Origin of the sequence: Argonema antarcticum A004/B2, from assembly GCF_023333585.1 — a bacterium.
In the GTDB taxonomy this organism is placed as follows: domain Bacteria; phylum Cyanobacteriota; class Cyanobacteriia; order Cyanobacteriales; family Aerosakkonemataceae; genus Argonema; species Argonema antarcticum.
Map to the genome: position 1 here is coordinate 1 of NZ_JAIQZN010000059.1, position 21,560 is coordinate 21,560.

The following is a 21,560-nucleotide window of genomic DNA, read 5'->3' on the forward strand; positions in this document are numbered from 1 at the left end:
ACTTTTGACTTTTGACTTTTGACTTTTGACTTTTGACTTTTGACTTTTGACTTTTGACTTTTGACTTTTGACTTTTTTACTGGTTGTTCTCACCATCCGTGGCTGAGGAGCGACGGCGGCGACGTCGCCGCAGCATTACAGAATCGGCCCGATCGTCGGATTCGCTTGATGTCATACCTACATCATTAGGCTCAGCACGAAAATCAGCGTCAGCGTCAGCGTCAGCGGTATCTGTGTCTTGGTTTTCTCTTTTCGAGTCTGAGTCAAAATCTTGCTCAGTTGGGAAGCTCGGAACTGTTATGTCCACCTCTGTACTAGAGACATCACTTCTGCCTGTACTTGGTGGTGCTGTTTCATAAGCAATATCTTCCTCTGCTTGTCCCGGCAACTTCACGATCACAGTTGCGGCTTTGGGATTTTTAAGCTGCCGATTTAAACGCACAATCGGCGACACGCCCATAAACGCATAAACTTGCTGTTCCTCTGGGGTCATTTCTACAGAAACTATCTCTGGAGGTGAAGTTTCTGGCTTAGCAGGTCGCTCTATCCGCGATGGATCGAGCCGGATGGATTTTGGCCCTGTTGACGAAAACGGCTTTGAAGTAGCCGGTTCGGGCTCGCTCATCCATTTTGGATCGGTACTTATGGGGCTAGCTGGTGCAGTAGAAGGCATGAAAGGATTCAGCTTGCCGGACTCTTCTTCTGGGCGTTCATTTTCCTCACCAATGCGGCGACGACGCCGACGGCGAGAATTATTTGCTACACCGCGTTCCTGATAGCTGGGATGATTCATAACATCCACGTCTAGATCCGAGCCGGTTCCCAGATCGTCTGCGTAAGGGTCTGTTTCCCAGTAGTTTTCTTGTTCAAAAGAGTCGCGTGGAGCTTCTGCTTGTCCGTAGGGTGTGGGTAGAACTGGACGACTTTCTGAAGAACGGTAATCTCTTAAGGAAGGCATTCCAGAACCGTCTGGGATGTCTTCTACGGTTGGAAATGCGCGATCGCTCTTCGGCAGGGACAGGCCGGTTGTCTGGGAAGCCGATTCGCTCCGGTACGAGGAACCAGCGACAGGAGGCAGTATTGTCGATTCGCGATCGCTCTTCGGCGCGGGTGCTATTATCCCCTGGGAAGCGAATTCACGGGCGGCAGTTTCACTGGGTAAATGGACTAGATGGCCCAATCCTCCACAGGTAGAGCAAGGACGACCGAATAATTCGTAAATGTTTTGACCTTGCCGTTTGCGGGTCAGTTCTACTAAGCCTAGTTCGGAGAGTTGGGCAATCTGCGGCCTTGCTTTGTCGGCTTTGAGCGCTTTATTAAAGTGTTCTAACACCTGCAACTGGTCTCGCCGGGAATCCATATCGATAAAGTCAACGATAATTACACCAGCAAGATTACGCAGGCGCAGCTGACGGGCAATTTCGGTAGCGGCTTCGCAGTTTGTCCAGAGAACGGTTTCGCGGGCTGTAGCCGATCGAGTGAAAGACCCGGAGTTGACATCAACAACGGTAAGTGCTTCTGTTGGCTCGATGATGACATAGCCTCCAGAGGGGAGATCTACTCTAGGTTTGAGGGCTTCTTTAATGGCAGCGTTAACGCGGAAGTATTCCATTACCGACAGACGCTCGCGGTGATGGTCAATCAAAACCCCTTGGGGTGCCTTTCCGACGCTCCAACTCATTAATTGTTGCTTCACCCGCTTGACGCCTGTGTGCGAATCTACCACAATCCGATTCACATCCTCGCTGTACATATCTCGCAGTACGCGCTGGACAAAATCATCATCCCGATTTAGCAGTGCAGGTGCCCGCGTTGAGATAGCTTCTTGTTGAATAGCCTCCCACTGTTTTTGCAATGATTCTAAATCTTCAATAATAGCTTCTTCTGGCCGATTTTCAGCTTCTGTTCGCACCAGCAAACCCATCCCTGCTGGTTTTAACAAAATAGCTAAGGCTCTCAGCCGGTTGCGTTCGCTTTCGCTTTTGATGCGCCGCGATAGATTTACACCCCGACCAAACGGCATCAGCACCAAGTAGCGTCCTGGTAACGTAATGTTGCCAGTGAGTCTAGGCCCTTTGTTTCCTGTTGGCTCCTTCATTACTTGCACTAGAACTTTTTGCTGGGGTGTCAGCAGTTCTGTAATTGCCCCAGCGGTGCGTTTTAAGCGCAGTGGCCCCAAGTCAGATACGTGGATAAATCCGTTGCGATCGGGGTCTCCAATGTTAACGAAGGCAGCGTCTATACCAGGAAGTACGTTTTCAACAATGCCGAGATAAATGTCACCTACTTGGTGAGTTCCGGTAGCAACAACTAATTCTTGAATTTGATCTTCGGAAAATACAGCAGCGATGCGATGCTGCTCAGCGATAATTATTTGCTTTGGCATTCAAATTCCTCAAAAATTAGCAAAATATAGCAGGATATAGACCTGCTTTAAGGCACAGATACATCAATCATTAGGAAATTTCAAATTGAATAATTGCCATTTCAAATTTATCTTGAATTAACAATCTTCCCTTTTTCAATCTGAAATTACAAATTGGTCATTGCCACCTTTACAAAAGTCTGAAAACAATCTTCAATGGTTAAGCTGTGTAGTGCCCTTCTAGGTCGATTACGCACTAAAATTTCCCTTTTAACGAATAGCAAAAGTCAGATGTACTTACGTACCGCATCGGTTGGGTTATGTTTCGCCACATCAGAAGAATAAGTCGAGTTTTTACTCGTGTCAAACAAGCTTCGCTACCTAAAACACCGATTTAGTATTCGCGCTGGGGCGATGAGAAACCGCGTTTCTTTGGTTGTCAAGGTCAATATTTCGTTGCTCTAACCCAAAGAAACCCGCTTTCTGGCATTACTGAATTGGTGTTCTAGATCGACAGGGAATCAAGACCCCGAATGTGTTTTAAATCGCCACGTTCAGCTGATTCACTACTTATCAGAGATAGGTCTTGCTCAAACCAGTTGGTTTCTGGTTCTTTACAAAGTCCCAAATTCTATTTGGGAGTCAGTGATATGTCAGAGTATAAAAGTTTATTGCTCTAACACCCCTCTTGTTAAGGGGAAGCAGCATCAAACTCTGCCCGAAGCGCTGAAAAAGGCAAAAGTAAAAAGGCAAAAGAAACAAGGGAGTAACTCTCGCTACGTTTCTACTTTTTAATTTTTACTTGCCTGTTGGGGATGTTCCCCAGTACTCAAGCATGACCAAATTTTGTTTATAGAGTTAATCGCTCGCAAGTAGGATTGCTAGGGCCTCGCGCCGCTGCGCTAAAGTCGCCCTGACTCCTATTTTTGATTAACTCTAAATGGGATCTTATCATATTTTTGTTGAGGATCTCATACCACGATCGGGTTACTACAGTTTTGAACCTGTAGGATGAGGCTCAAGCGGTGAGAGTGGAGCAGTTGAAATTCACAAGCATTGACTTGTGCCAACATATAGATGACACCATCGGGTCGTAGCAGGTTACCGTCATTCCGACAACTGCCAACATAGCGTACGTACCGAGCCCGATCGATAGGAGAGTTATTCTCCTGAAGCTCTAATTCAAATAAGCGATCGCGCAGATTCACCATTTGCTTCTTGCCTGACTTGCTTGTCTGCTCCCACAAAATAGCGTCACTGGCTAGAATTGCTTCAATCCACTGCTTCCACCGATCGGTCGAAGCATCGGCAGCAGCAGCTACCGTAATCAAATACTCAACTCCCTCCAACAACTGAGCGGACGAGGGAGTCCTCGGTTCAACTTCCTCAACCCGATAGATCGGAATATTACCGGGGAGTTGGGTGACTAGCCTTGCTTGGAAAGTCGCCACATCGATATGCTCAGTTAACTCAAAGTCTACAATCTCACCGCTGCTAGTAGCGCCCAGAGGGAGCGCATTAGCAATGGAAATGCGGGGAGAAGCATGAAATCCATTGGTAAAAGCAATGGGTAGGGAAGCTCGCCGCACAGCGCGATCGAACAAGCGGGCTAAATCTAAATGGCTCACTAAAGCCATATTACCTAGCTTACCAAACCAAACTCGCAAGCGCTGCACCCGTTCTTGTTTGGGAACAAAATGGCCCACAAATTCAGGGATGGGTGGAGGCTCAACGACAACATTGTGACCGAAATCAACGCCGCAGACACCGCAGTGGGAACAGCCTTCAAACGAGCAATCTGGAACCGTTGCGGCTTCTAGAGATCGTTGCAGATCAGCTTTTAGCCAGTTTTTATCAATTCCGGTATCGATCCGATCCCAAGGCAGAGGTTTATCGAGAAGGGAATTGGGAATTGGGAATTGGGAATTGGGAATTGGCGATTGTTCTTTCCCCGTCCCCAGTACCCATTCGCCGTTTTCTACCTGGCGATATTTCCAGGTTAGATCGGATTGGGCGATCGCGTCTCCCCAAGCTGCAAAAGCGCGATCGGCGCTATCAAACCAGGCGTCCATCCCTGCACCCAATTCCCAGGCGCGACGCAGTACAGATGCCAAACGGCGATCGCCCCTGCCTATAAAATCCTCCATTGCCGAAATCCGAACATCGGTGAAGTTGACCTTCACTCCCTTCATGCCGCGAAATTCAGAGCGCAGCAGTGACTGCTTGCGTTCAAACTCAGCTGTTGAGACGGAATGCCACTGAAACGGCGTGTGAGGTTTAGGCGTAAAGTTAGAAATCGTCAGAGTGAAATTAAGCGTTTTCCTACCTTTTGCCCTACATTGCTGCTGTAGCCAGCGGACTGTTTCGGCAATGCCTAAAACATCGACATCGGTTTCCCCTGGCAAACCAATCATAAAGTATAACTTTATTTTATCCCATCCCTGCTCAAAACCAGTTTTTACACCCCGCAGCAATTCTTCGTTGGTAAGTCCTTTGTTGATAATGTCCCGCATCCGCTGAGTGCCAGCTTCAGGAGCAAAAGTTAGCCCACTCTGCCGGTTACCCCCAAGGATATTGGCAATATTTTCGTCAAATCTATCCACCCGCTGACTGGGTAGGGACAAGGAAATATTTTCGTCTTTGAGACGATTTCTGATTTCCATCCCCACTGCCGGTAGAGCTAGATAATCGGAACAGCTGAGGGACAACAGAGAAAACTCGTTGTAGCCAGTCGCCCTCATTCCCTCCTCTATAGCTTTTACTACTTGCTCTGGTTCTACATCTCGCGCCGGACGAGTTAGCATTCCTGGTTGACAGAAGCGACAACCGCGTGTACATCCGCGCCGAATTTCAATCGTCAGGCGATCGTGTACAGTCTCAATATATGGAACCAGTCCGATCGAATAAGCTGGCATGGGAGTCGCCACCCGTCGCAAAATGCGATCGGGAACATCCGGGCGATTGGGATGAATTGACCCATCGGCAGCCATATCGTAGAACTGGGGAACATAGACGCCCGGTATTTGTGCCAAATCCAGCAGCAATGCTTCTCGACTCAACCCAGCTGCCTTACCTTCTTCCAGCACTAAGCCAATTTCAGGCAGCAGTTCTTCCCCATCTCCCAAGGCAAAGAAGTCGAAAAAGTCGGCGTAAGGTTCGGGATTGGATGTTGCCGTCTGTCCACCCGCAAAAATCAGCGGGTATGGGGAATGGTGATTGGGGAATGGTGATTGGGGAATGGTGATTGGGGACTGGTGATTGGGGACTGGTGATTGGGGACTGGTGATTGGGTATTCTCTCCCGCTCCCCCACTCCCCCGCTCCCCCACTCCCCCACTCCCCCACTCCCCCACTCTCCTGCCTTTCTCGCCAGGTGAGGGGAATTCCAGCCAAGTCCAACATTTCTAGAATGTTGGTTGCTCCAAGTTCGTAGCTCAGGCTAAAACCCAAGATATCAAAATCTGTAAGAGGGCGACGCGACTCAACGGCAAAAAGGGGAGTAAAGGTCGATCGCAGTTTAGCTGCTAAGTCGGGTGCAGGTAAATAGGCGCGATCGCACAACTGTCGCGGCTGAGTGTTTAAGATGTTGTAGAGAATTATATGACCCAGGTTAGATGCCCCGACTTCGTACACTTCGGGGTATGTCAATACCCAACGCACGCTTGCCTCATTCCAAGGCTTATGCACTGCTCCTAGCTCGTTGCCCAGGTAACGAGCTGGTTTAAGAATATCTGCTGTTAGTAATTCTTCTACTGCTACTGCCACGATAAAACTCAGGTTTGATTTTACAGACAAGGCATTTGTAGTGTGTCTGCCCTATCCATTCATCATACTTGCTGTTATCGCTGACAAGGTTGGGAAGTTAAGAAACGAATTTATTTTCGTTAATGTCGGCAGAAAGCCTGAGCTTGATTCTGTTTGATTATCCTCATTCCCAAAGACACCTAGCTCAAGCAGTCAGCTTTTTTCATGCCAAAACTCTGCTTCAACCCCAAAACAGGTCAAAAAGCAGGTAAGGCACGGTTATATTTTTGTTATCATCCTCAAGTATCGATCGAAATTGTATCGATTGTATATGAGCTAGGCGGCCAAATTTGTTGCAAACAGATCTATTCTAGCTTCAAAAGCGGTGCGACTTTCAAAAATCTCAAACACCCTATCCAACTGAGTCAACTCAAAGATAATCCGAATTGAAGGTGAAAGACAACACAGGCTAAATCTCTGATTTTGGCGCTGAGCTAGAGTTAAGGCAGAAACTAATACCATTAAGCCAGCGCTGTCAAGGGATTCTACCTCTTCCATATCAACCAGCACCCTAGCTTTGCGCTCGGAGCTAATAGCTGTTGTTAGCTCTCTTCCAAATTCAGGGGCGTTGGCAGCGTTGAGATGGCCGTAAGGTCTAACAAGTGTCATTTGCGAAGATGCTAGTGTTGTCTGCATGATTCAATCCCCCTTAACAAAAAATAAATATCTCACTGTATGTCTTTGACTTTATATGCTACCTGTCAGCGTTGACCACTCTCTTTAGGCATTTTCACGGAATCTTCATCCAACATGGGTACTTTTATAAAGTTTTGAGAAAGAAGTCTGGCTAAAAAGTATGCAAAGATACGGAAGTGCCATCCCATCGCCCCAGCCAAGCTAAAGCTGAGCCAGTATTTTCACGGATACAGCCACTGCATACTAAAGAAGACTGACCCCGTAAATATAAGTCCAGCTTATGTCCAAAGGATAAGTTAAGACGATCGCATCCTCCGTGCGATCGGTATTAACTTATCAAGTTGTAAAAATAGTTGCACCCTAGCTGCAAAAGCCCTTGTCTTGTCTACAGCAGTTAAAAGCTATTTCCGGAAACCTGGAAAATTTGCTATTAGTTAAGAAGGAAGGTCAACGCAGCTATTTGACCAAACAAAGCCAAAAATGCTTGACTAGACAAAATACGGGTATGACCCGGCACGATGCCAATACCAGTCCGCTGGCTACAACCCAATGGTTATGCTAAGAGTAAATCATAAATTTTATAAATATCGCTGTGAGTAAGATCACTGATGGTAAACGTTTAAGATCACTCGCGGCTAGAAATATACAGCAGAAAATTGCAATATAAAGGAGTTCTGCCCACCAACCGTGGAAGCTAAAAACGTGATTCGTCAACTTGTAGAAAAAGCTCTCTTTATTCGGCGATTGACTCCCGATATTGAGGATGAAATCAACTATGAACTGACGCGACTGGGTTACATCTCAGACGTGGATTACGAAGCGTTGGAACTATTGATGGATGAGATGGATGCCGGTCGAATTCAGTTGGTGTCTAGCTATTAAGATAGTATTTTTCTATCTTAATGGCTAAAATATAAAATTATTTTGGTGGGCTAACCAAACTTGGCGGACAAAATCCTGGAGTTGTTGGTGTGCCATTTGGCTACTGTCAGGTTGGGTTTTTGATGCCTGTAAGTGAGTAAAAAGCGGCATAACCTCAGTATCAAGAGCCGCTCGGAATAAAATAGAAGGCCAGATTAGATCCGCGCCTTGACGTAAGTCATACAAAGTGGACTGGTCTTTATGGGTTTCACTAAAGGATTGAGGAACTACTAGCATCAAAGGGCGGGCCCAGCACATCTGGCCCGATCGCACAATTTGAATGACTTCTGCGTACAGGCGCGTCTCCTCATGCTCCAAACAGACTATTTGGTTTGGCTGAAAGTTAATAGCAGAAATCATCACCGCTTGCTCCACAGGACAAAACTGTATATTTTGCTGCCTACTTATTGTAGTAGGCTCCTGCCAAACCTTCTTCAGTGCGATTACATAGGGAAATTTTGACGCGACGCTTTACAGATTCTGATACCAGATCTGTATTGAGATCGTCAAGCTCGATCGCACGGGAAGTTAGACACCAAAAGAATTAGCGGCTATTGGGAATTGAGTGCATAGCCCCCGAAGGGCCATCTTATTCATATCGCTTGCCAGATCGATCGAGCAAGTTCTTCTAAAAATTGCAATTTAGGTGGCTAGATCTGAGATTCGATGGTATAAGTAAGTATTAAGGACTATAAAGCAAAAATCCAAATCGTGCCTTTGGTTACTTAAAACCGTATAAAAAGCCACAAAATTGGCAGCAAGCTTAGGTAAGCAACACCTAAGATAAATTTGCATTTTCCATAAAATATCGGATTTCAAGGATATTCGGTAGTCAGTCTAATAAATCTGAATGAGTTGCTTAATATTATCGAATTTAAGGAGAGGATAAAGCAGTGTCTATCGAGACCCTTGAAAAGCGTTCAACGTCTCGTAAACTTGCGCCTCGTTATCGGGTGCTACTGCATAACGATGACTTCAACCCGATGGAGTACGTGGTGCAGGTATTGCTGACAACGGTGCCTAATCTGACCCAGCCCCAAGCGGTCAGCATTATGATGGAAGCTCACAACAGTGGGATTGCCTTGGTGATTGCCTGCGCTCAAGAACACGCAGAGTTTTATTGCGAAACGCTGAAAAATCATGGTTTGACCAGTACTATTGAACCTGAAGAGTAGCCAGAAATAGGGGTTTAGTGGAAATTAAACTCGTTAATTTAGCCAGCTATCCCGCCCCCATACGGCTGGCTGGGTTTTTCCTGACTTTACTGCTGCTATGGTTGCCCCTGGCTGCCCCAATTTACTTTTTGGGCAATGACAAGAACTTGGTGACTATCCTGACAATGGGATTGTTATTCGCCGAGTTTCTTGTGCTGCTGAGGATTTGGGGTAAGAATATCTATCGGCAACCTCAGTTGCTCAAAATCTATGGTTTAGTAAGAACGCGGCAAAATGTCTTAGAACTTGTGAAAGGGCTGAATATTGGCCTTTTGTTCACCCTCAGTCTATTTGGACTGGAAGGACTGTTAGGTTGGGTTGTTTGGCAGGATTCAGATCGATTACTCAAGATAATTATAGAAGGATTTATCAGTGCTTTGGGTGTCGCTTTTGCCGAAGAGTTAGTATTTCGAGGTTGGTTGCTAAATGAGTTGCAGCGAGATTATCGTCCCAATACAGTTTTATGGGCTGATGGAATTATATTTGCCAGTCTGCATTTTCTGAAATCCTTTAAAGAAATGATTCGCACCTTGCCTACATTTCCGGCGCTGTTGCTATTGGGGTTGACGTTGGTTTGGGCGAAGCGCGGAAGCAAGGGGCGTCTGGGGTTATCTATTGGATTGCACGCTGGCTTAGTTTGGGGTTATTACATTATTAATGTAGGGCAGTTAGTAAAATTTTCTAACCGTGTTCCTGAATGGGTAACAGGAATCGATCGAAATCCTTTAGCTGGAGTAATGGGGTTGATATTTTTGGGTATTTTAGCGTTTTGGATGAGGAAAAGGGCGCAGGGGTAGAGAGAGCGATCGCATTTTTTTATAAATTACTATAGGTAAAACAAATGGACTGGCGAGAATACATCCATTCTGACTCAAAAATTTTGGTAGGTAAACCAGTTGTGAAAGGAACTAGACTATCAGTTGAATTTCTGCTGGGGTTATTTGCAGTTGGATGGACAGAAGAACAAGTTTTGGATAATTATCCTTCTCTAACTCCTGAAGCACTCAGAGCAGTATTTGCCTTTGCTGCTGAATGTATGCGCGAACAATCTTTCTTCACAATTCCATTGATGGCTGAGGCTGGGTGATGAGGTTTTTGGCTAATGAAAATTTTCCCCGCAGCAGCGTAAGGTATTTGCGCGATGCAGGCTACGATGTAGCTTACGGTAGCGAAGATTCTGTGGGTGCAGAAGATCGCGAAGTTCTAGTGCGTGCAGTTAATGAAGAGCGAATCATACTTACGTTTGACCGAGATTATGGTGAATTAATTTATCGACTAGGAATGCGAGCGCCAGTCGGTGTTGTCTATTTTCGTTATCAGCCTTTGACACCCGAAGAACCTGCTGAAAATTTACTTCGCTTATTAAATGTAGAAGGTTTGTCTTTGTCAGGAAGATTTACTGTTGTGGAGCGATCGCAGATACGTCAGCGTCCGCTACCTTAAGAGGAGATTAGGGGCGAAAGCTGCTTCGCTAAGTTCAAAACCTCTTGTAATTTCACAACTCTTTCCCTGCACTACTTGCCAAAATTCTAGAACTGGCAAAAGCGATCGCCCTACATTTTACTCTTCTGTTTTAATATGCTCCATCTCAGCTATCTTCAAAGGAATTTGAATCTTTGACGGTAGCGGCTCAACCTTAGCCAAAGCAGTACCAACTAAACAAACTCCTACTAAACTAACACCAAGCAAATTGGCATCTTCTAATTCAGCACAAAGAAGATTTGCGCCAGTCAAATTCGCGCCCGTTAAATTCGCACCCCGCAAATCTGCTTCTTCCAAATTGGCATTACTTAAAGTAGCTCCTTGTAAATCTGCCTGACTCAAATCTGCACCCTGCAAATTAGCACCGCTGAGATTGGCACCCCGCAAATCTGCACCACGTAAATCTACCCCTTTTAGGTTTACGCTCATCAAGTTGGCACCGCTCAAAAAAGCACCAGCAAAAGATGCTTGAGTTAACTTTGCACCCATCAAATTAGCGCCTCGCAGATTACTTCCGCGCAAGTCAGCACCAGTCAAATCTGCCTGCATCAAATTAGCACCCAACAGGGTTGCCCTTAAATCGGCTGCTGTTAATTGAGCGCTCAATAAATTAGCTCCCTCCAAACGAGCGCCTTCGAGTTTGCAACCGCTCAAATTCGCCCCAACTAGGTTAGCGCCAGCTAGGTTAACGCCCCGCAAATTACTGCCTGAGAGGTCTTCATCTTCTAAAATTGCTCCAGGCAGTTGTTTAACTTTCCCCGCACGAATGGCTTCTATATCCATGAACTTTATTAAGTACTGGTTTCTTGATAACTTTTCGATTCAGCAGGCAATGGAGGATTTAGTAACCACATCCCAGATGTTACTTTGGGCGGTGTTATTGGCAAGTTTAATCCCTGTTGCAAACCCATCACTAACAATGTCAAGGTTTCCACTAATTTGGGGTCCCAACGCTCATTTGCTTGCGCCTGACATTCTGCCAAAGCTTTAGACAAAATTTCCTCGCGGCTGAGGTTTTCCGATTCTTTTGCTAATTGGTTGACGCGATACTCAAAATGTGCTGTTAAACCCAATATTCTCGATTCTAAAGGAATGGCATCATAGCCCACACCAGCAGGAGTTCCGCTACCATTCCACCACTCGGTTTGATGGGTGATAATACTGGCTACAGCTTGTAACCTTGGCATCCCACGCAAAGCCTGCACACCAGGTTCCAAAGGGCAACAAGGTGCTTCTTCCAAATCGGTAACCGCTTTTACCCCCAAAGGCACTAATCCGTGCAACAAACCTGCTAAACGCAGTCGTTTCAATTGCCAAGCGGGGAGATCCAAAAGTTGCCCCATCACTTCTGCCAACGCAGCTACTTCGGCAGTTGCCATTGGGTTGCCGGTATTAGCTAATTCCATTAATTGCGCCATTCGCACAAAGGCTTGCAACTCGTTGGAAACTAAATTTAGATCCAACTCTTCGTGATGGGATGCAGCTATTTCATGTGCAGTTAAATCTTCCTGACTGTTATGGAGATATTCCACCACGCGGGAGACAATTTCACCCAGATTGTCTTGTTCGGCGCTAGCAGCTTCGGCGGTAATTGCTTGCACTTGCGCGGTTAAGGTTTTCTGGAGTTCTGGGTCGTAACGATCGATGTGCGCGATCGCTAATTCTACCGTTTCCAACACTAAACCTGGCTCAAATGTCCAAAACCCGTAAAATTTGCGCTCTCTATCTTCCTCTGGTGGCCCTTCAGGCCCGTAATCTGCGGGGGATAACTCTTGACAAAGTACTATCGCCGTGTAACTGGGCGACAAGATCATCAAATGCCATTCTTGAGCCACCGGGTCAACTGTTTCCAGTCCCACCAGCGCTACATTAGACAATTTGCTTGTCGGGTGTTCTCCAAAGCCGCTATCCGGTGCCGCCATAATTACAATTTGGCGAGACTTTTGGGCTATTTCGCCATATCGTTCCGCCTCTTGCAAATACCATTTGCCCCGTTGAAATGCCGTAATCATTAACGCTGCCGTGTTGGAAGTTAAAATACTATCTTCCAGCGCGTGACATAGGGCAACCAAAGTGTTTTTGTAATACACTCCAAAACGCAACGGTCTTTGTCCCGATTTATGAGCATCTGCCAGCTGTTGTAAAATTGAACCTTCTAACATAATTTTATTTAACGAACCACGAAGACGCAAAGGACAAGAAGGAAGAGAGGAAGTTTTTAGGTTTTGTGGGGCGGGCATCTTGCCTGCCTCTTAGTTATGACAGGCAAGATGCCTGTTCTAAAAGATGTTATTAAACAGTTACCAGCTGTTTTTCTTTTGATTCAATAGATGCAGTCAAGGCTTCTTCCAAGTCAGCACAACCAAGTTTTTCTTCTAAAATCCTCATCACTTCGCGTCCGAAATCATTAGGATTTTGACGCCATGCCTGGAGGCAAACTTCGCCAAAGAAGGAACCAAGGGGTTCTGGGTTCCATAACAATTTTTTGGCTGTCCACGGCATTAAGCTCATCGGATCGTAACCTGGTTTGATGATGTTATTTTCAAAGGCATATTCTTCTAAATGGGTATGCGGTTGCAATCCTATGAAGAAGATAGCCGGTTCGACTTTATCCACTCCAAAAATCCGCTCTAGTTCCCGATGATAGGCAATGGTTTGACGAATGGTTTCCGGGCGCTCATCAATGACATTGAATGAGTAGTTTACCGAAACGAGGTCGTTAAATCCAGCTGCTTTCAAGTCGCGACAGTTTTGCAAGACGGTGCGGAGGTTGTAACCCATTCGCATTTTCCGCACGAGTTCCTGGGAACCGCTGGTGATACCGATTTCAAAGTAATTCATTCCCGTCTTTACCATCAAGTCGCACAACTGGGGTGTCAAGTTGTCTGCCCTGATGTATGCTGCCCAGTGAATATCTTCCATGCCAGCATCGAGGATTTTCTGCAATAACTCTACAGCATCGTCGATAAATTTACGAGCTGGGATAAATTGGGCATCGGTAAACCAGAAGTTGCGAACTCCTCTGTCGTAGAGTTGGCGCATTTCTGCGACGACTTCCTCTGCTGGGTTGATGCGTACCTGTTTGCCTTCTATGACGGTATAGATGCAGTAGCAGCAGTTGTGAGGGCAACCGCGCTTGGTTTGCACGCCGATGTAGAAGTCTTCCTCTTGCAGGTAATAGCTAAACTCAGGCCAGATGGTTTCTATATAGTGGTAGTTGCAGGCGGTTTTTTCTATGTTAGTGGGGAGTTCGTGGATCATGCGATCGCGCGGCGAAGTCTCTCCCACAATGTAACAGCGTTCGTCTCTAAGATCCTGCCCACGCAAAACTTTTTCCAGCAACGCCTCGCCTTCTCCCACTGACACTATTGTTCCAGATGGTAAACTTTTTCCCAGCTGCTCGTAAAATACGCTGACTGCACCGCCACCAACTACCGTCCTCGCTTCTGGATTATATTTCTTAGCACATTTTAACCCCCGTTTAATTAATCCCAGGTTACGCCACAGTTCTGTATAATACGCTGTCGTGACGCGCAGACCTCCCAGGGCTCCCCGTAATCTGATCAGCGGATTGGGCGCGTAGTAAAACTCAAAGGCGTGCTGGAGTGGGTTACCGCCTCTACCTCCTACTGGGGCATAAATCTGGATATCCCGCCAAGAGAATACCAGTAGGGTCGGTTTGAATTCATCGACACAAGCATCCAAGGCATTGGCAAAATCAAGGGGTGGCACTGTTCCCAGGTCGAAAATGCGCTGTCCAACTTCTGGAAACAGCTTGTGTATATGGTCGGCTAAGTAAACAACGCCGATCGGAAAAATAGGATTGCAGGGTAGGCGGACATAGAGTATGCGAGTTTCCGTCATGGGCTTCTGTATTAAGGATTGCTATGAGTCTACTTAGAAGCAACAGTCAAATAGATGCTAAGAGCCATTGCTACCTGTAGTGGGCTTCTAAGAAATTATGATTATTTTTATATAACTTTACGATAACATCAGGTTTTCTCAGCGATAGCGTAATTTCGCTGAATTTTCGCACTAGGCATAGGGCCTGCTTGGCTAGCATCGCAACTGATTTGCTGAAAATGTAGGTGGCCTTACGCTGGACTGCCGTCAAGCAGCTTGTCACTATTGGGTTGAGGCTTTCGCACTCCTCAAATCAAAGCTACTGGGTTACTACCTTCGCGCCAGAAGAATATCTATCTTGAGAAGGGGGAAGCATTTCGGCGATCATCTGTCGTCTCACACATCAGTTTTCGCCGGGAATGCTAATGCCTACGGCACGCACTCGCGTTCGCCCCTACATAATCTTGTAGCGCGAAGGAAGTAATCTGTAGTTCCGTAGTGTAGATTACCAACTTTATCTCCATCTTTAGACATAAATTTGCTAAATTTGCTGAGTTGGTAGTCGGAGTTACAGCACGCGGGGATCGGAGATGTTACATTTTTTAATGTAACCAAGTTTGACACACATCCTCATTAGCTGTTATGGCTCAAATTCTCGATCCCCTACCGCCTAACTCCAACAATGGCATTCTCTGCTGCTACGTGAATGCGACGAGTAAGGTTCAGATCGCTAGGATAACCAATATTCCCAACTGGTACTTTGAGCGGGTTGTTTTTCCAGGGCAACGGCTCGTCTTTGAAACTATGGTAGAGGGGGTACTGGAAATCCATACGGGTATGATGGCAAGTGCGATTTTATCAGACAAGATATCTTGCGATCGCTTGCGGCTCGACGAAGACCCTCAACAGGAAGTCCCTCCCACTCAAAAACAGCAAGAAGAAAAAGAAAAAACCCCCAACAGAGAAGGAATTAAGAAAAATGTAGAGATAACGCCATCTTTAACAACTCTGGCTTTAGTCGCTGTAGGCTAAAATACGATTTCAAAAAAAGCTTCAAAATAAAAGTATTGTTCTCTGCCTTCTGTGTTAATAAAAGCCGAATTGGGAGCATCCCATTTTTGCAAATAGAGCGGTTTTCAGATGAGTGAGGTACAGAGAAACGTGGAGAGAAACCCGGTTTCTTGAAGAAACCGGGTTTCTCCGGCTGTACTTCATCCAACTGAAACCCGAAAATAGGGTGAAATAGTTTGAATTTACCTGATTTTGTGTGGTTATGGAGAATCGCCGCTTGGTCTATGGGATTCTCGCTTGTAGCTTATTTCCTGCTAGCTGCCAGCGGCATTTGGATGTTCTACCTTCGTAGCACAAGGCTAGAGCGACCTAGTTGGTTGCAACCTTTGCACTATGGGATTGGCGGTACAATGGTAGCCTTGGTATTACTGCTCCTAACCATCGGCATCGTCGGTACTTTGGGTCACTATGGCAGCTTGAACCACTCAGTACACTTACCAGTTGGCTTGGCAGTAGTTGGATTGGTGTTGCTTTCGGCTGGAAGTGCCACCCAAATTGGTTCCCAGCATCGTTGGGCGCGATCGTTCCACATCGGCACAAATGTTATTTTGTTGGTCGGATTTGCCTTGGTTTCGCTGACCGGCTGGATCGTTGTCCAGAAGTATCTACCATAAGACAAACCAGTACGAGATGTAAATATACTTAAAGATTTGCGAATATCTTTCCTGAGATCGATCGATCTAGGTGAAAATTCAGTAATCATACTGAATAAGTTCTCCTAGAGATGAAAAAAAATGTCTTATTCTCCTTTGGCATCAGGTTTCTTTATTGTGGGCGCAAACGGTCAGCCGGTGGTAGAAAAATCTCGGCAAGGTAATTACACGATGGTTTTCCTCAACCGCGCTGATGTTGCTAGCTATCGTCAGCGGATGTCTGAGGTTCATCGTGTATCTGCAAAAGATTACGCGATTACCGCCATGCCAATCCATCAAATCCAGCGGTTACTCAGTCACGCTAAAGTCCAAGTCTGCGTCATAGACAACTGGGATAAGGTTGTTGCCTAAAAACATCCAGTTACTGATTGAAGTTTTACAGCCCAAAAAGTATTATTATATACATAATCAAGAAACATTCTGTGTTAAGTAATCCCGTCGATCGGATAAACACTTCCTCTGATGAATCTCAGCCATCAGTCTTCCGTATTTCTCCTTTAATCTGGCTGACGCTTTTGTGTTTGTACGTAGGACTCACGATACCCTTACCTTTTTTGGCGAAGGTGACGGCGGCAGCTGTACCGCCGATGTTATTGTGGGTGGGGATTGGTCTGGGTGCGATCGCACTTTATGGCGCATTAAGCGAACGGGTGATTTTAGATGAGGAAGCAATACAAGTAACGTATCCCCCCTGGGTTCCCCCTTTGTTTCGTAAAGGTTGGTCTTTACCTTGGACAGAAGTGTAAGAATTAAAATGTCGTACCACAGGTCAAGGGGGACTGGTTTACTATTTTGTGAGTAAATCCGGGAAAGGATATTTGTTACCTATGCGTGTAGTTGGTTTTGCTCAAATGGTTAAGCAGGTGGAAGCTAAAACGGGTATTGATACAACGGATATTCGTCCTTTAGCTCAACCCTGGATGTATTTAATATTATTGGGTGTGAGTCTGATATTGCTATTGATTGATGGTTGGACAATTTGGACTGCACTCCATCGGTACTAGATATTCACACGGAATTATCGAGATTAATATTCATATCAAATCAATAGGCTCCGTCAAGATTCGCATCCGCTTGTGCTAGCAGAAGCAGAGTAAGAATATCAAATTTTAGAACTGATATCATGTCCGGTAGCATCGATTACCTTAAAAAATCTTCTTCTTATTCTTATCTGCGTTTATCTGCGTTCATCTGTCTTCATCTGCGGTAAAATTTAACCAACGATAACAACAGACAATTTAACGATCGCACTCATACACTAACGATGCAACCGAACACGAGATGAATCGTCGTAAGTTTAAAGAAAATATGTCTAAATTGGATAATTGCAATATGTCAGCACTTAAGTGGAAAAACGATAAACTGGATAAAAGCTTCTGAGTTATTCAATAATTTTTAGCCTTGCCAACAGCACAAATTCCCATATTACGGCTAGCACAGGTGAGCTTAAGGGCACCTGTAAGTTTACAGTATTTGCTCAAAAATATTTCTTTTGAGGTATTTCCAGGCGATCGCATTGCCCTTGTCGGGCCATCAGGCGCTGGCAAAACCTCACTACTGCGACTATTGAACCGACTGATTTCGCCCAACGATGGTTCAATTTATCTGGAAAATCAGGATATCCAGCAAATCCCCGTCATCCAGCTACGTCAGCAAGTCACCCTAGCACTACAAGAACCCAAACTTTTGGGGATGACAGTTCGAGAAGCAATCGCCTATCCCCTGCTGCTACGACGCTTGCCACCACAAGAGATTCAGGAACGAGTAGACTACTGGATAGAGCGGTTACACATACCAGAAGATTGGCTAGGACGCACTGAGGTACAACTTTCAGCCGGTCAGCGACAATTAGTAGCGATCGCACGCGCCTTAGTAATTCAACCTAAAATTTTATTATTAGACGAGCCAACTTCCGCGCTTGACGCCGGTCGTGCATCCCATCTCCTACAAGTGTCGATCCGGTTGGCCCAGGAAACTAAAATTCCGATTCTGATGGCTAATCACCAGTTAGATCTAGCACAGCAGTTTTGTACGAGAGTGTTGCATTTGCAACAGGGAGAACTCGTTCAAGACGTAGAAGCTGCTAGTCTTGACTGGAGCAAGCTGCGCGAAACATTTATCCAATTGGAGCAGCAGACGGTTGATGAATGGCTTTGAAAGGTCAAAGCACTTTATTATTTAGGGCTTGCTGAATAAGTCGCAGAAAAGGAACAGAAGGATAAATTAGCTAATGAAGTCAGCATGGCAGATATTTTTTTTCATTTATAACTAGCTAACAGATAACTTTTATTAATCACCAACCCCGAAAAAGTTATTTTTTGTAAAAATACTCTGCCATATCAAAACAATAAGATGTGAAGAAATATCATGCTCTGTAAACATCTTTCCGATGTTTGCATTGTAATAAAAGAATGATGAGTTCTTCATCGCCGATTTCATAACGAACGCGATAATCACCGATCCGAATACGGTACTCATTATCAACACCTTTCAGCTTGACCACCCCATCTGGGCGCGGGTTTTCGGCAAGTTGCATGATTTTGACAGCGATACGCTCGTAGACATCATTCGGCACGGCATCTAGCTGCTTTTGCACAGCTTTAGGCGTAAGTATGGTATAGGTCATGTAGATTTATTTGCCCGTTCTGCCATGTATTGATCGAAAGTTGTGTAGTCTCCTGCTTTGTAGTTAGCACGGGCAACTTGAATTTCGGCCATGTCTTCTGGAGAATCATCCTCATCCGGGAATAATTCAGCTTCCAAAAATTCCCAGAGCTTGTATCTTTCAGCAATTCCCAGTGATGAAATAGCTTCCAGCAGTGATTGAAATGAGATGTCTACTTTCACGGTATTCTCAGCCATCAGAACTTTCCTCTACTTTTAATTCTACACTGAGCATATTTCTTCAGGATTCTCAAAGTAGCTGGATCGTGATTCTATCCTATAACAAGTTCCTTGATGGGATGGAAATCATAGCGCGGGCGGCCAAATCGATGCCTTAATTGTAGCGATTTTGACTCCTACCACAGTCAAGGAGAATCTTCGCATATATTCCAAGCCTGCATTGAGCGAGATCCTCCCAAACGCGGGGCTAAAGCCCTCGGGCTTCTACCCATAATTATAATGTTTTTGGGGAAGGGGGGTTTCATCTAACCGCTCAAACTTTACCTACTCAAACCTACTCAAAGGCTTAAAGTCCAGTCATTCGTAGTGGGTCAAGCACCACAGGGTTAAACGGCAAACCCTTTATTCCTTGGTCTAATACATCAGGAATTACTTTTCTAGTAATATTAAATGACCCATTCACATCGGCATTTAATAACCTACCATTCGCTGTTTTATACAATCCTCTAGCTATTCTATGTCCCTGAAATTCAGGTTTTTTCTCCCCATATTTAGGTACATCATCCCCATCTACAGCACTGGCAACAGATGTATAAGATTCTTCTGTAATGACTACTTTTATTCCTTTCAATTGGGCTTTATACCTCAACATTTCTATTAACCTATAATGTGGAATGTTCACAAATTGTTGATTATTCCTTTTACCTAAGTTAATTGATTGTTTCCAGGTAGCATTATGCCCAATTACTAGGATTCCTATTTGATGCTGTCTACACCAATCTATGACTCTTCTGCTGGCTGTATGTAGATAGTTTTCTACTCTACAGTTACGTTTATGAGTGAGATTTTTTAATCTTTGACATTGGGTTTGATTATGCTTGAGTTTTAGCTGGGATTGTAAACTGGAACGTTGTTTATTGTAAAAGGTGTTAATCGCTTTTAGTGGTCTGCCTTTAATCAATAGAGGTCTGACGCCTGTTTGATTGGTAGTTACAGCCATTAAGTTATTAACTCCTAAGTCTATACCTGCTATTTGTTGATGATTGGTTGTCTCCTCGGCTTTTTCATAAACTATTTCGATTACATAACAACTACTTTTCGGCACTATCCTCGCCTCTAGGATTTCCTTTGGTGATGTGGGAATTTGGATTTCACTCATGGAGAACTGACAAATTCCTTTTTTTAAGGCTTTTTTCGAGATTGATTCATGAGAATATGGGAGAATATTGCGCCCTTTGGTTTTATGTTTATATCTTGGTATTTTTGGTTGACCTAAGAATTTTTCGGGATTTTGTTTCCAGGCTTTTACAGCTTGAAAATAACTTGTCCATGCTGAATCTAATCTGCGGATGATTTGCTTACTAACTTTTGTGGGTAAGGCTTTGTAGTCCAGGGTTTGTGCTAGGAGGTGATAAAGTTGATTAAAGTTTAATTTCTGGTGGTGTTGAAAGAAGTGTTGACGATAATGATAATTAGCTAGGTTAAACAAATTTTTCGACAAAAAACTTTTGTGGTCAATTTCTGACCAGAGGGGATGGTTTTTTGTAATGATATGACGTTCAACTAGCTTCATGTTTTGATTATATAGCAACCGCCAGGGCGGTTAAGACATCCTCAAACGCTAGAACCAATTGACAGCAAGCATTTGAGTTTTAACTTTTGCTATAACCGCCTTGGAGACTGCTATACTGCCCTTCTGGCAGCGCTGAAAACCCCAGGGCCTAAAAATTACTCATTATTGGCATTTAGCTATAAAAATGAGTAAGATTGAGCAGAATTAGCTAGATTTTCTGGAACTGCATTTACCCCAGATCCATACCCTCTCAGAAACTCAGGATTAAAGCGATAGCCCACATTCCGAACTGTTTGAATTAAGCTGGGTTGACGCGGGTCAATTTCGAGTTTTTTACGCAGCGAGAGAACGTGAGTGTCTATAGTGCGGGGGTTATCGATCTCATCGGGCCAAGCTCTATGTAACAGTTCCGAACGGCTCAGCGGCAGTCCGCCAGCTTGAGCCAAGACATAGAGCAAACTGAACTCTTGGGGCGTCAGATCGATCGAATCTTCTTTAAAGCGGACGCGGCGCTGCACCAAATCGATTTTCAGATCTCCATAATCCAGGTAAGCGGGTGGAATTGCCATTCGGTTGCGTCGCACCAGCGCTTCAACTCGCGCCAAAAACTCTTGCATACCAAAAGGCTTCGTCAGGTAATCATCTGCCCCAGCTTTTAACCCAGCAACGATATCCGCTTCAGTGTTATGAGCCGAGAGCATCATAATATACGGCTGTTGCTGTCGCAGCAGCCACCCGCAAAACTCAGAAGCATCCCCATCGGGAAGTTCCGAATCGATGATTACGAGTGTAGGTTGGCGCAGATGAAAAACTTCCCGCGCCTGATAGAGGTTGGCGGCTTGATAAACCCGGTATCCTGCCTGCTGCAAGTGCCAACCTAGCAGCGATCGCAGATGCGGATTTACCTCAATAATTTGAATTCCAACTGATTCCACGGAGGCTTGCTTTCCTTGCCCTTATTAAATCTCACCTTAACAGAGCCGTTTTGACAATTTTGTAACGATCGCTACCCTGGACTGGACTGTATTTTTATTGCTGACTATTCCATTGTGGATGCAGGCTTGCTCCTCTGGGTACTCCCAGGGCCGATCGTCTGTCCTTATTTACGGCCTTCTCACCGAGTCGATCCAGCCACAAAGGTAAGGACTTCGCCGG

20 protein-coding genes and 1 pseudogene are annotated in these 21,560 nt (G+C 45.1%); 10 read left to right on the top strand and 11 right to left on the bottom strand.

Going from position 1 to position 21,560, the window contains the following annotated elements; translation table 11 throughout:
• Positions 1–76: 76 nt before the first annotated feature.
• The 3 genes from rne to LAY57_RS22585 form a co-directional block, all read right to left on the bottom strand.
• Positions 77–2,386 (bottom strand): ribonuclease E, encoded by a 2,310-nt coding sequence (rne, locus tag LAY57_RS22575; RefSeq protein ID WP_249069109.1) that lies wholly within the window; start codon positions 2,384–2,386, stop codon positions 77–79.
• 950 nt (positions 2,387–3,336) lie between these two features.
• Complete coding sequence (locus tag LAY57_RS22580; RefSeq protein WP_249069215.1) at positions 3,337–6,129, bottom strand: TIGR03936 family radical SAM-associated protein; 2,793 nt, start codon at positions 6,127–6,129, stop codon at positions 3,337–3,339.
• Positions 6,130–6,444: 315 nt separating this feature from the next.
• Positions 6,445–6,804 (bottom strand): STAS domain-containing protein, encoded by a 360-nt coding sequence (locus tag LAY57_RS22585; RefSeq protein WP_249069110.1) that lies wholly within the window; start codon positions 6,802–6,804, stop codon positions 6,445–6,447.
• 687 nt (positions 6,805–7,491) lie between these two features.
• Between LAY57_RS22585 and LAY57_RS22590 the strand changes: the two genes are divergently transcribed.
• Positions 7,492–7,686, top strand: a complete 195-nt coding sequence (locus tag LAY57_RS22590; RefSeq protein WP_249069111.1) for a hypothetical protein — start codon at positions 7,492–7,494, stop codon at positions 7,684–7,686.
• 24 nt (positions 7,687–7,710) lie between these two features.
• Here LAY57_RS22590 and LAY57_RS22595 read toward each other — a convergent pair whose 3' ends face one another.
• Positions 7,711–8,085, bottom strand: a complete 375-nt coding sequence (locus tag LAY57_RS22595) for a hypothetical protein (protein ID WP_249069112.1) — start codon at positions 8,083–8,085, stop codon at positions 7,711–7,713.
• Positions 8,086–8,618: 533 nt separating this feature from the next.
• On the opposite strand from LAY57_RS22595, the gene clpS reads away from it, so the two are divergent.
• The 4 genes from clpS to LAY57_RS22615 are packed head-to-tail and all read left to right on the top strand — an operon-like array spanning position 8,619 to position 10,382.
• Positions 8,619–8,900, top strand: a complete 282-nt coding sequence (gene clpS / locus LAY57_RS22600; protein ID WP_249069113.1) for an ATP-dependent Clp protease adapter ClpS — start codon at positions 8,619–8,621, stop codon at positions 8,898–8,900.
• A 17-nt stretch (positions 8,901–8,917) separates the two neighbouring features.
• Positions 8,918–9,736, top strand: coding sequence for a CPBP family glutamic-type intramembrane protease (locus LAY57_RS22605; protein ID WP_249069114.1), 819 nt, complete (start codon positions 8,918–8,920; stop codon positions 9,734–9,736).
• A gap of 44 nt (positions 9,737–9,780) precedes the next feature.
• Positions 9,781–10,026, top strand: a complete 246-nt coding sequence (locus LAY57_RS22610) for a DUF433 domain-containing protein (RefSeq protein ID WP_249069115.1) — start codon at positions 9,781–9,783, stop codon at positions 10,024–10,026.
• 8 nt (positions 10,027–10,034) lie between these two features.
• Positions 10,035–10,382: a DUF5615 family PIN-like protein gene (locus LAY57_RS22615; RefSeq protein WP_249069116.1), complete on the top strand. Its 348-nt coding sequence runs from the start codon at positions 10,035–10,037 to the stop codon at positions 10,380–10,382.
• A 117-nt stretch (positions 10,383–10,499) separates the two neighbouring features.
• Here LAY57_RS22615 and LAY57_RS22620 read toward each other — a convergent pair whose 3' ends face one another.
• The 3 genes from LAY57_RS22620 to LAY57_RS22630 all read right to left on the bottom strand — a co-directional run bounded on the left by LAY57_RS22620 (position 10,500) and on the right by LAY57_RS22630 (position 14,285).
• The gene (locus LAY57_RS22620) at positions 10,500–11,204 is read right to left on the bottom strand and encodes a pentapeptide repeat-containing protein (protein WP_249069117.1); all 705 of its coding nucleotides are present in this window, start codon (positions 11,202–11,204) and stop codon (positions 10,500–10,502) included.
• 8 nt (positions 11,205–11,212) lie between these two features.
• Positions 11,213–12,583 (bottom strand): DICT sensory domain-containing protein, encoded by a 1,371-nt coding sequence (locus tag LAY57_RS22625; protein WP_249069118.1) that lies wholly within the window; start codon positions 12,581–12,583, stop codon positions 11,213–11,215.
• Between the two features lie 130 nt (positions 12,584–12,713).
• Positions 12,714–14,285, bottom strand: coding sequence for a photosystem II high light acclimation radical SAM protein (locus tag LAY57_RS22630; protein WP_249069119.1), 1,572 nt, complete (start codon positions 14,283–14,285; stop codon positions 12,714–12,716).
• Between the two features lie 621 nt (positions 14,286–14,906).
• Here LAY57_RS22630 and LAY57_RS22635 point away from each other — a divergent pair.
• From LAY57_RS22635 to LAY57_RS22655, 5 genes and pseudogenes are all read left to right on the top strand, one after another.
• The gene (locus LAY57_RS22635; RefSeq protein ID WP_249069120.1) at positions 14,907–15,296 is read left to right on the top strand and encodes a DUF1830 domain-containing protein; all 390 of its coding nucleotides are present in this window, start codon (positions 14,907–14,909) and stop codon (positions 15,294–15,296) included.
• Between the two features lie 215 nt (positions 15,297–15,511).
• The gene (locus tag LAY57_RS22640; protein ID WP_249069121.1) at positions 15,512–15,949 is read left to right on the top strand and encodes a DUF4079 domain-containing protein; all 438 of its coding nucleotides are present in this window, start codon (positions 15,512–15,514) and stop codon (positions 15,947–15,949) included.
• 120 nt (positions 15,950–16,069) lie between these two features.
• A complete protein-coding gene (locus tag LAY57_RS22645) occupies positions 16,070–16,339 on the top strand; it encodes a hypothetical protein (RefSeq protein ID WP_249069122.1) in 270 nt (89 codons plus the stop codon).
• A 71-nt stretch (positions 16,340–16,410) separates the two neighbouring features.
• Positions 16,411–16,992: pseudogene (locus LAY57_RS22650) on the top strand (hypothetical protein).
• A 397-nt stretch (positions 16,993–17,389) separates the two neighbouring features.
• Positions 17,390–18,145, top strand: a complete 756-nt coding sequence (locus tag LAY57_RS22655; RefSeq protein ID WP_249069123.1) for an ABC transporter ATP-binding protein — start codon at positions 17,390–17,392, stop codon at positions 18,143–18,145.
• A 208-nt stretch (positions 18,146–18,353) separates the two neighbouring features.
• Here LAY57_RS22655 and LAY57_RS22660 read toward each other — a convergent pair whose 3' ends face one another.
• The 4 genes from LAY57_RS22660 to LAY57_RS22675 form a co-directional block, all read right to left on the bottom strand.
• Positions 18,354–18,614: a type II toxin-antitoxin system RelE family toxin gene (locus LAY57_RS22660; protein WP_249069124.1), complete on the bottom strand. Its 261-nt coding sequence runs from the start codon at positions 18,612–18,614 to the stop codon at positions 18,354–18,356.
• Positions 18,611–18,850: a hypothetical protein gene (locus LAY57_RS22665; RefSeq protein WP_249069125.1), complete on the bottom strand. Its 240-nt coding sequence runs from the start codon at positions 18,848–18,850 to the stop codon at positions 18,611–18,613. The genes LAY57_RS22660 and LAY57_RS22665 overlap by 4 nt, the downstream gene beginning before the upstream one ends.
• Positions 18,851–19,178: 328 nt before the next feature.
• Positions 19,179–20,405 carry an RNA-guided endonuclease InsQ/TnpB family protein gene (locus LAY57_RS22670; protein ID WP_249069126.1) on the bottom strand — a complete coding sequence of 409 codons (1,227 nt, stop codon included), beginning with the start codon at positions 20,403–20,405 and terminating at the stop codon, positions 19,179–19,181.
• 176 nt (positions 20,406–20,581) lie between these two features.
• Positions 20,582–21,340, bottom strand: coding sequence for a response regulator transcription factor (locus LAY57_RS22675; RefSeq protein WP_249069127.1), 759 nt, complete (start codon positions 21,338–21,340; stop codon positions 20,582–20,584).
• Between the last annotated feature and the right edge of the window lie 220 nt (positions 21,341–21,560).

Coding starts and splice junctions, on each gene's coding strand:
- rne (WP_249069109.1), bottom strand. CDS start 2,386: ATGCCAAAGCAAATAATTATCGCTGAGCAGCATCGCATCGCTGCTGTA.
- LAY57_RS22585 (WP_249069110.1), bottom strand. CDS start 6,804: ATGCAGACAACACTAGCATCTTCGCAAATGACACTTGTTAGACCTTAC.
- LAY57_RS22595 (WP_249069112.1), bottom strand. CDS start 8,085: ATGATTTCTGCTATTAACTTTCAGCCAAACCAAATAGTCTGTTTGGAG.
- LAY57_RS22610 (WP_249069115.1), top strand. CDS start 9,781: ATGGACTGGCGAGAATACATCCATTCTGACTCAAAAATTTTGGTAGGT.
- LAY57_RS22620 (WP_249069117.1), bottom strand. CDS start 11,204: ATGGATATAGAAGCCATTCGTGCGGGGAAAGTTAAACAACTGCCTGGA.
- LAY57_RS22625 (WP_249069118.1), bottom strand. CDS start 12,583: ATGTTAGAAGGTTCAATTTTACAACAGCTGGCAGATGCTCATAAATCG.
- LAY57_RS22630 (WP_249069119.1), bottom strand. CDS start 14,285: ATGACGGAAACTCGCATACTCTATGTCCGCCTACCCTGCAATCCTATT.
- LAY57_RS22635 (WP_249069120.1), top strand. CDS start 14,907: ATGGCTCAAATTCTCGATCCCCTACCGCCTAACTCCAACAATGGCATT.
- LAY57_RS22645 (WP_249069122.1), top strand. CDS start 16,070: ATGTCTTATTCTCCTTTGGCATCAGGTTTCTTTATTGTGGGCGCAAAC.
- LAY57_RS22660 (WP_249069124.1), bottom strand. CDS start 18,614: ATGACCTATACCATACTTACGCCTAAAGCTGTGCAAAAGCAGCTAGAT.
- LAY57_RS22665 (WP_249069125.1), bottom strand. CDS start 18,850: ATGGCTGAGAATACCGTGAAAGTAGACATCTCATTTCAATCACTGCTG.
- LAY57_RS22670 (WP_249069126.1), bottom strand. CDS start 20,405: ATGAAGCTAGTTGAACGTCATATCATTACAAAAAACCATCCCCTCTGG.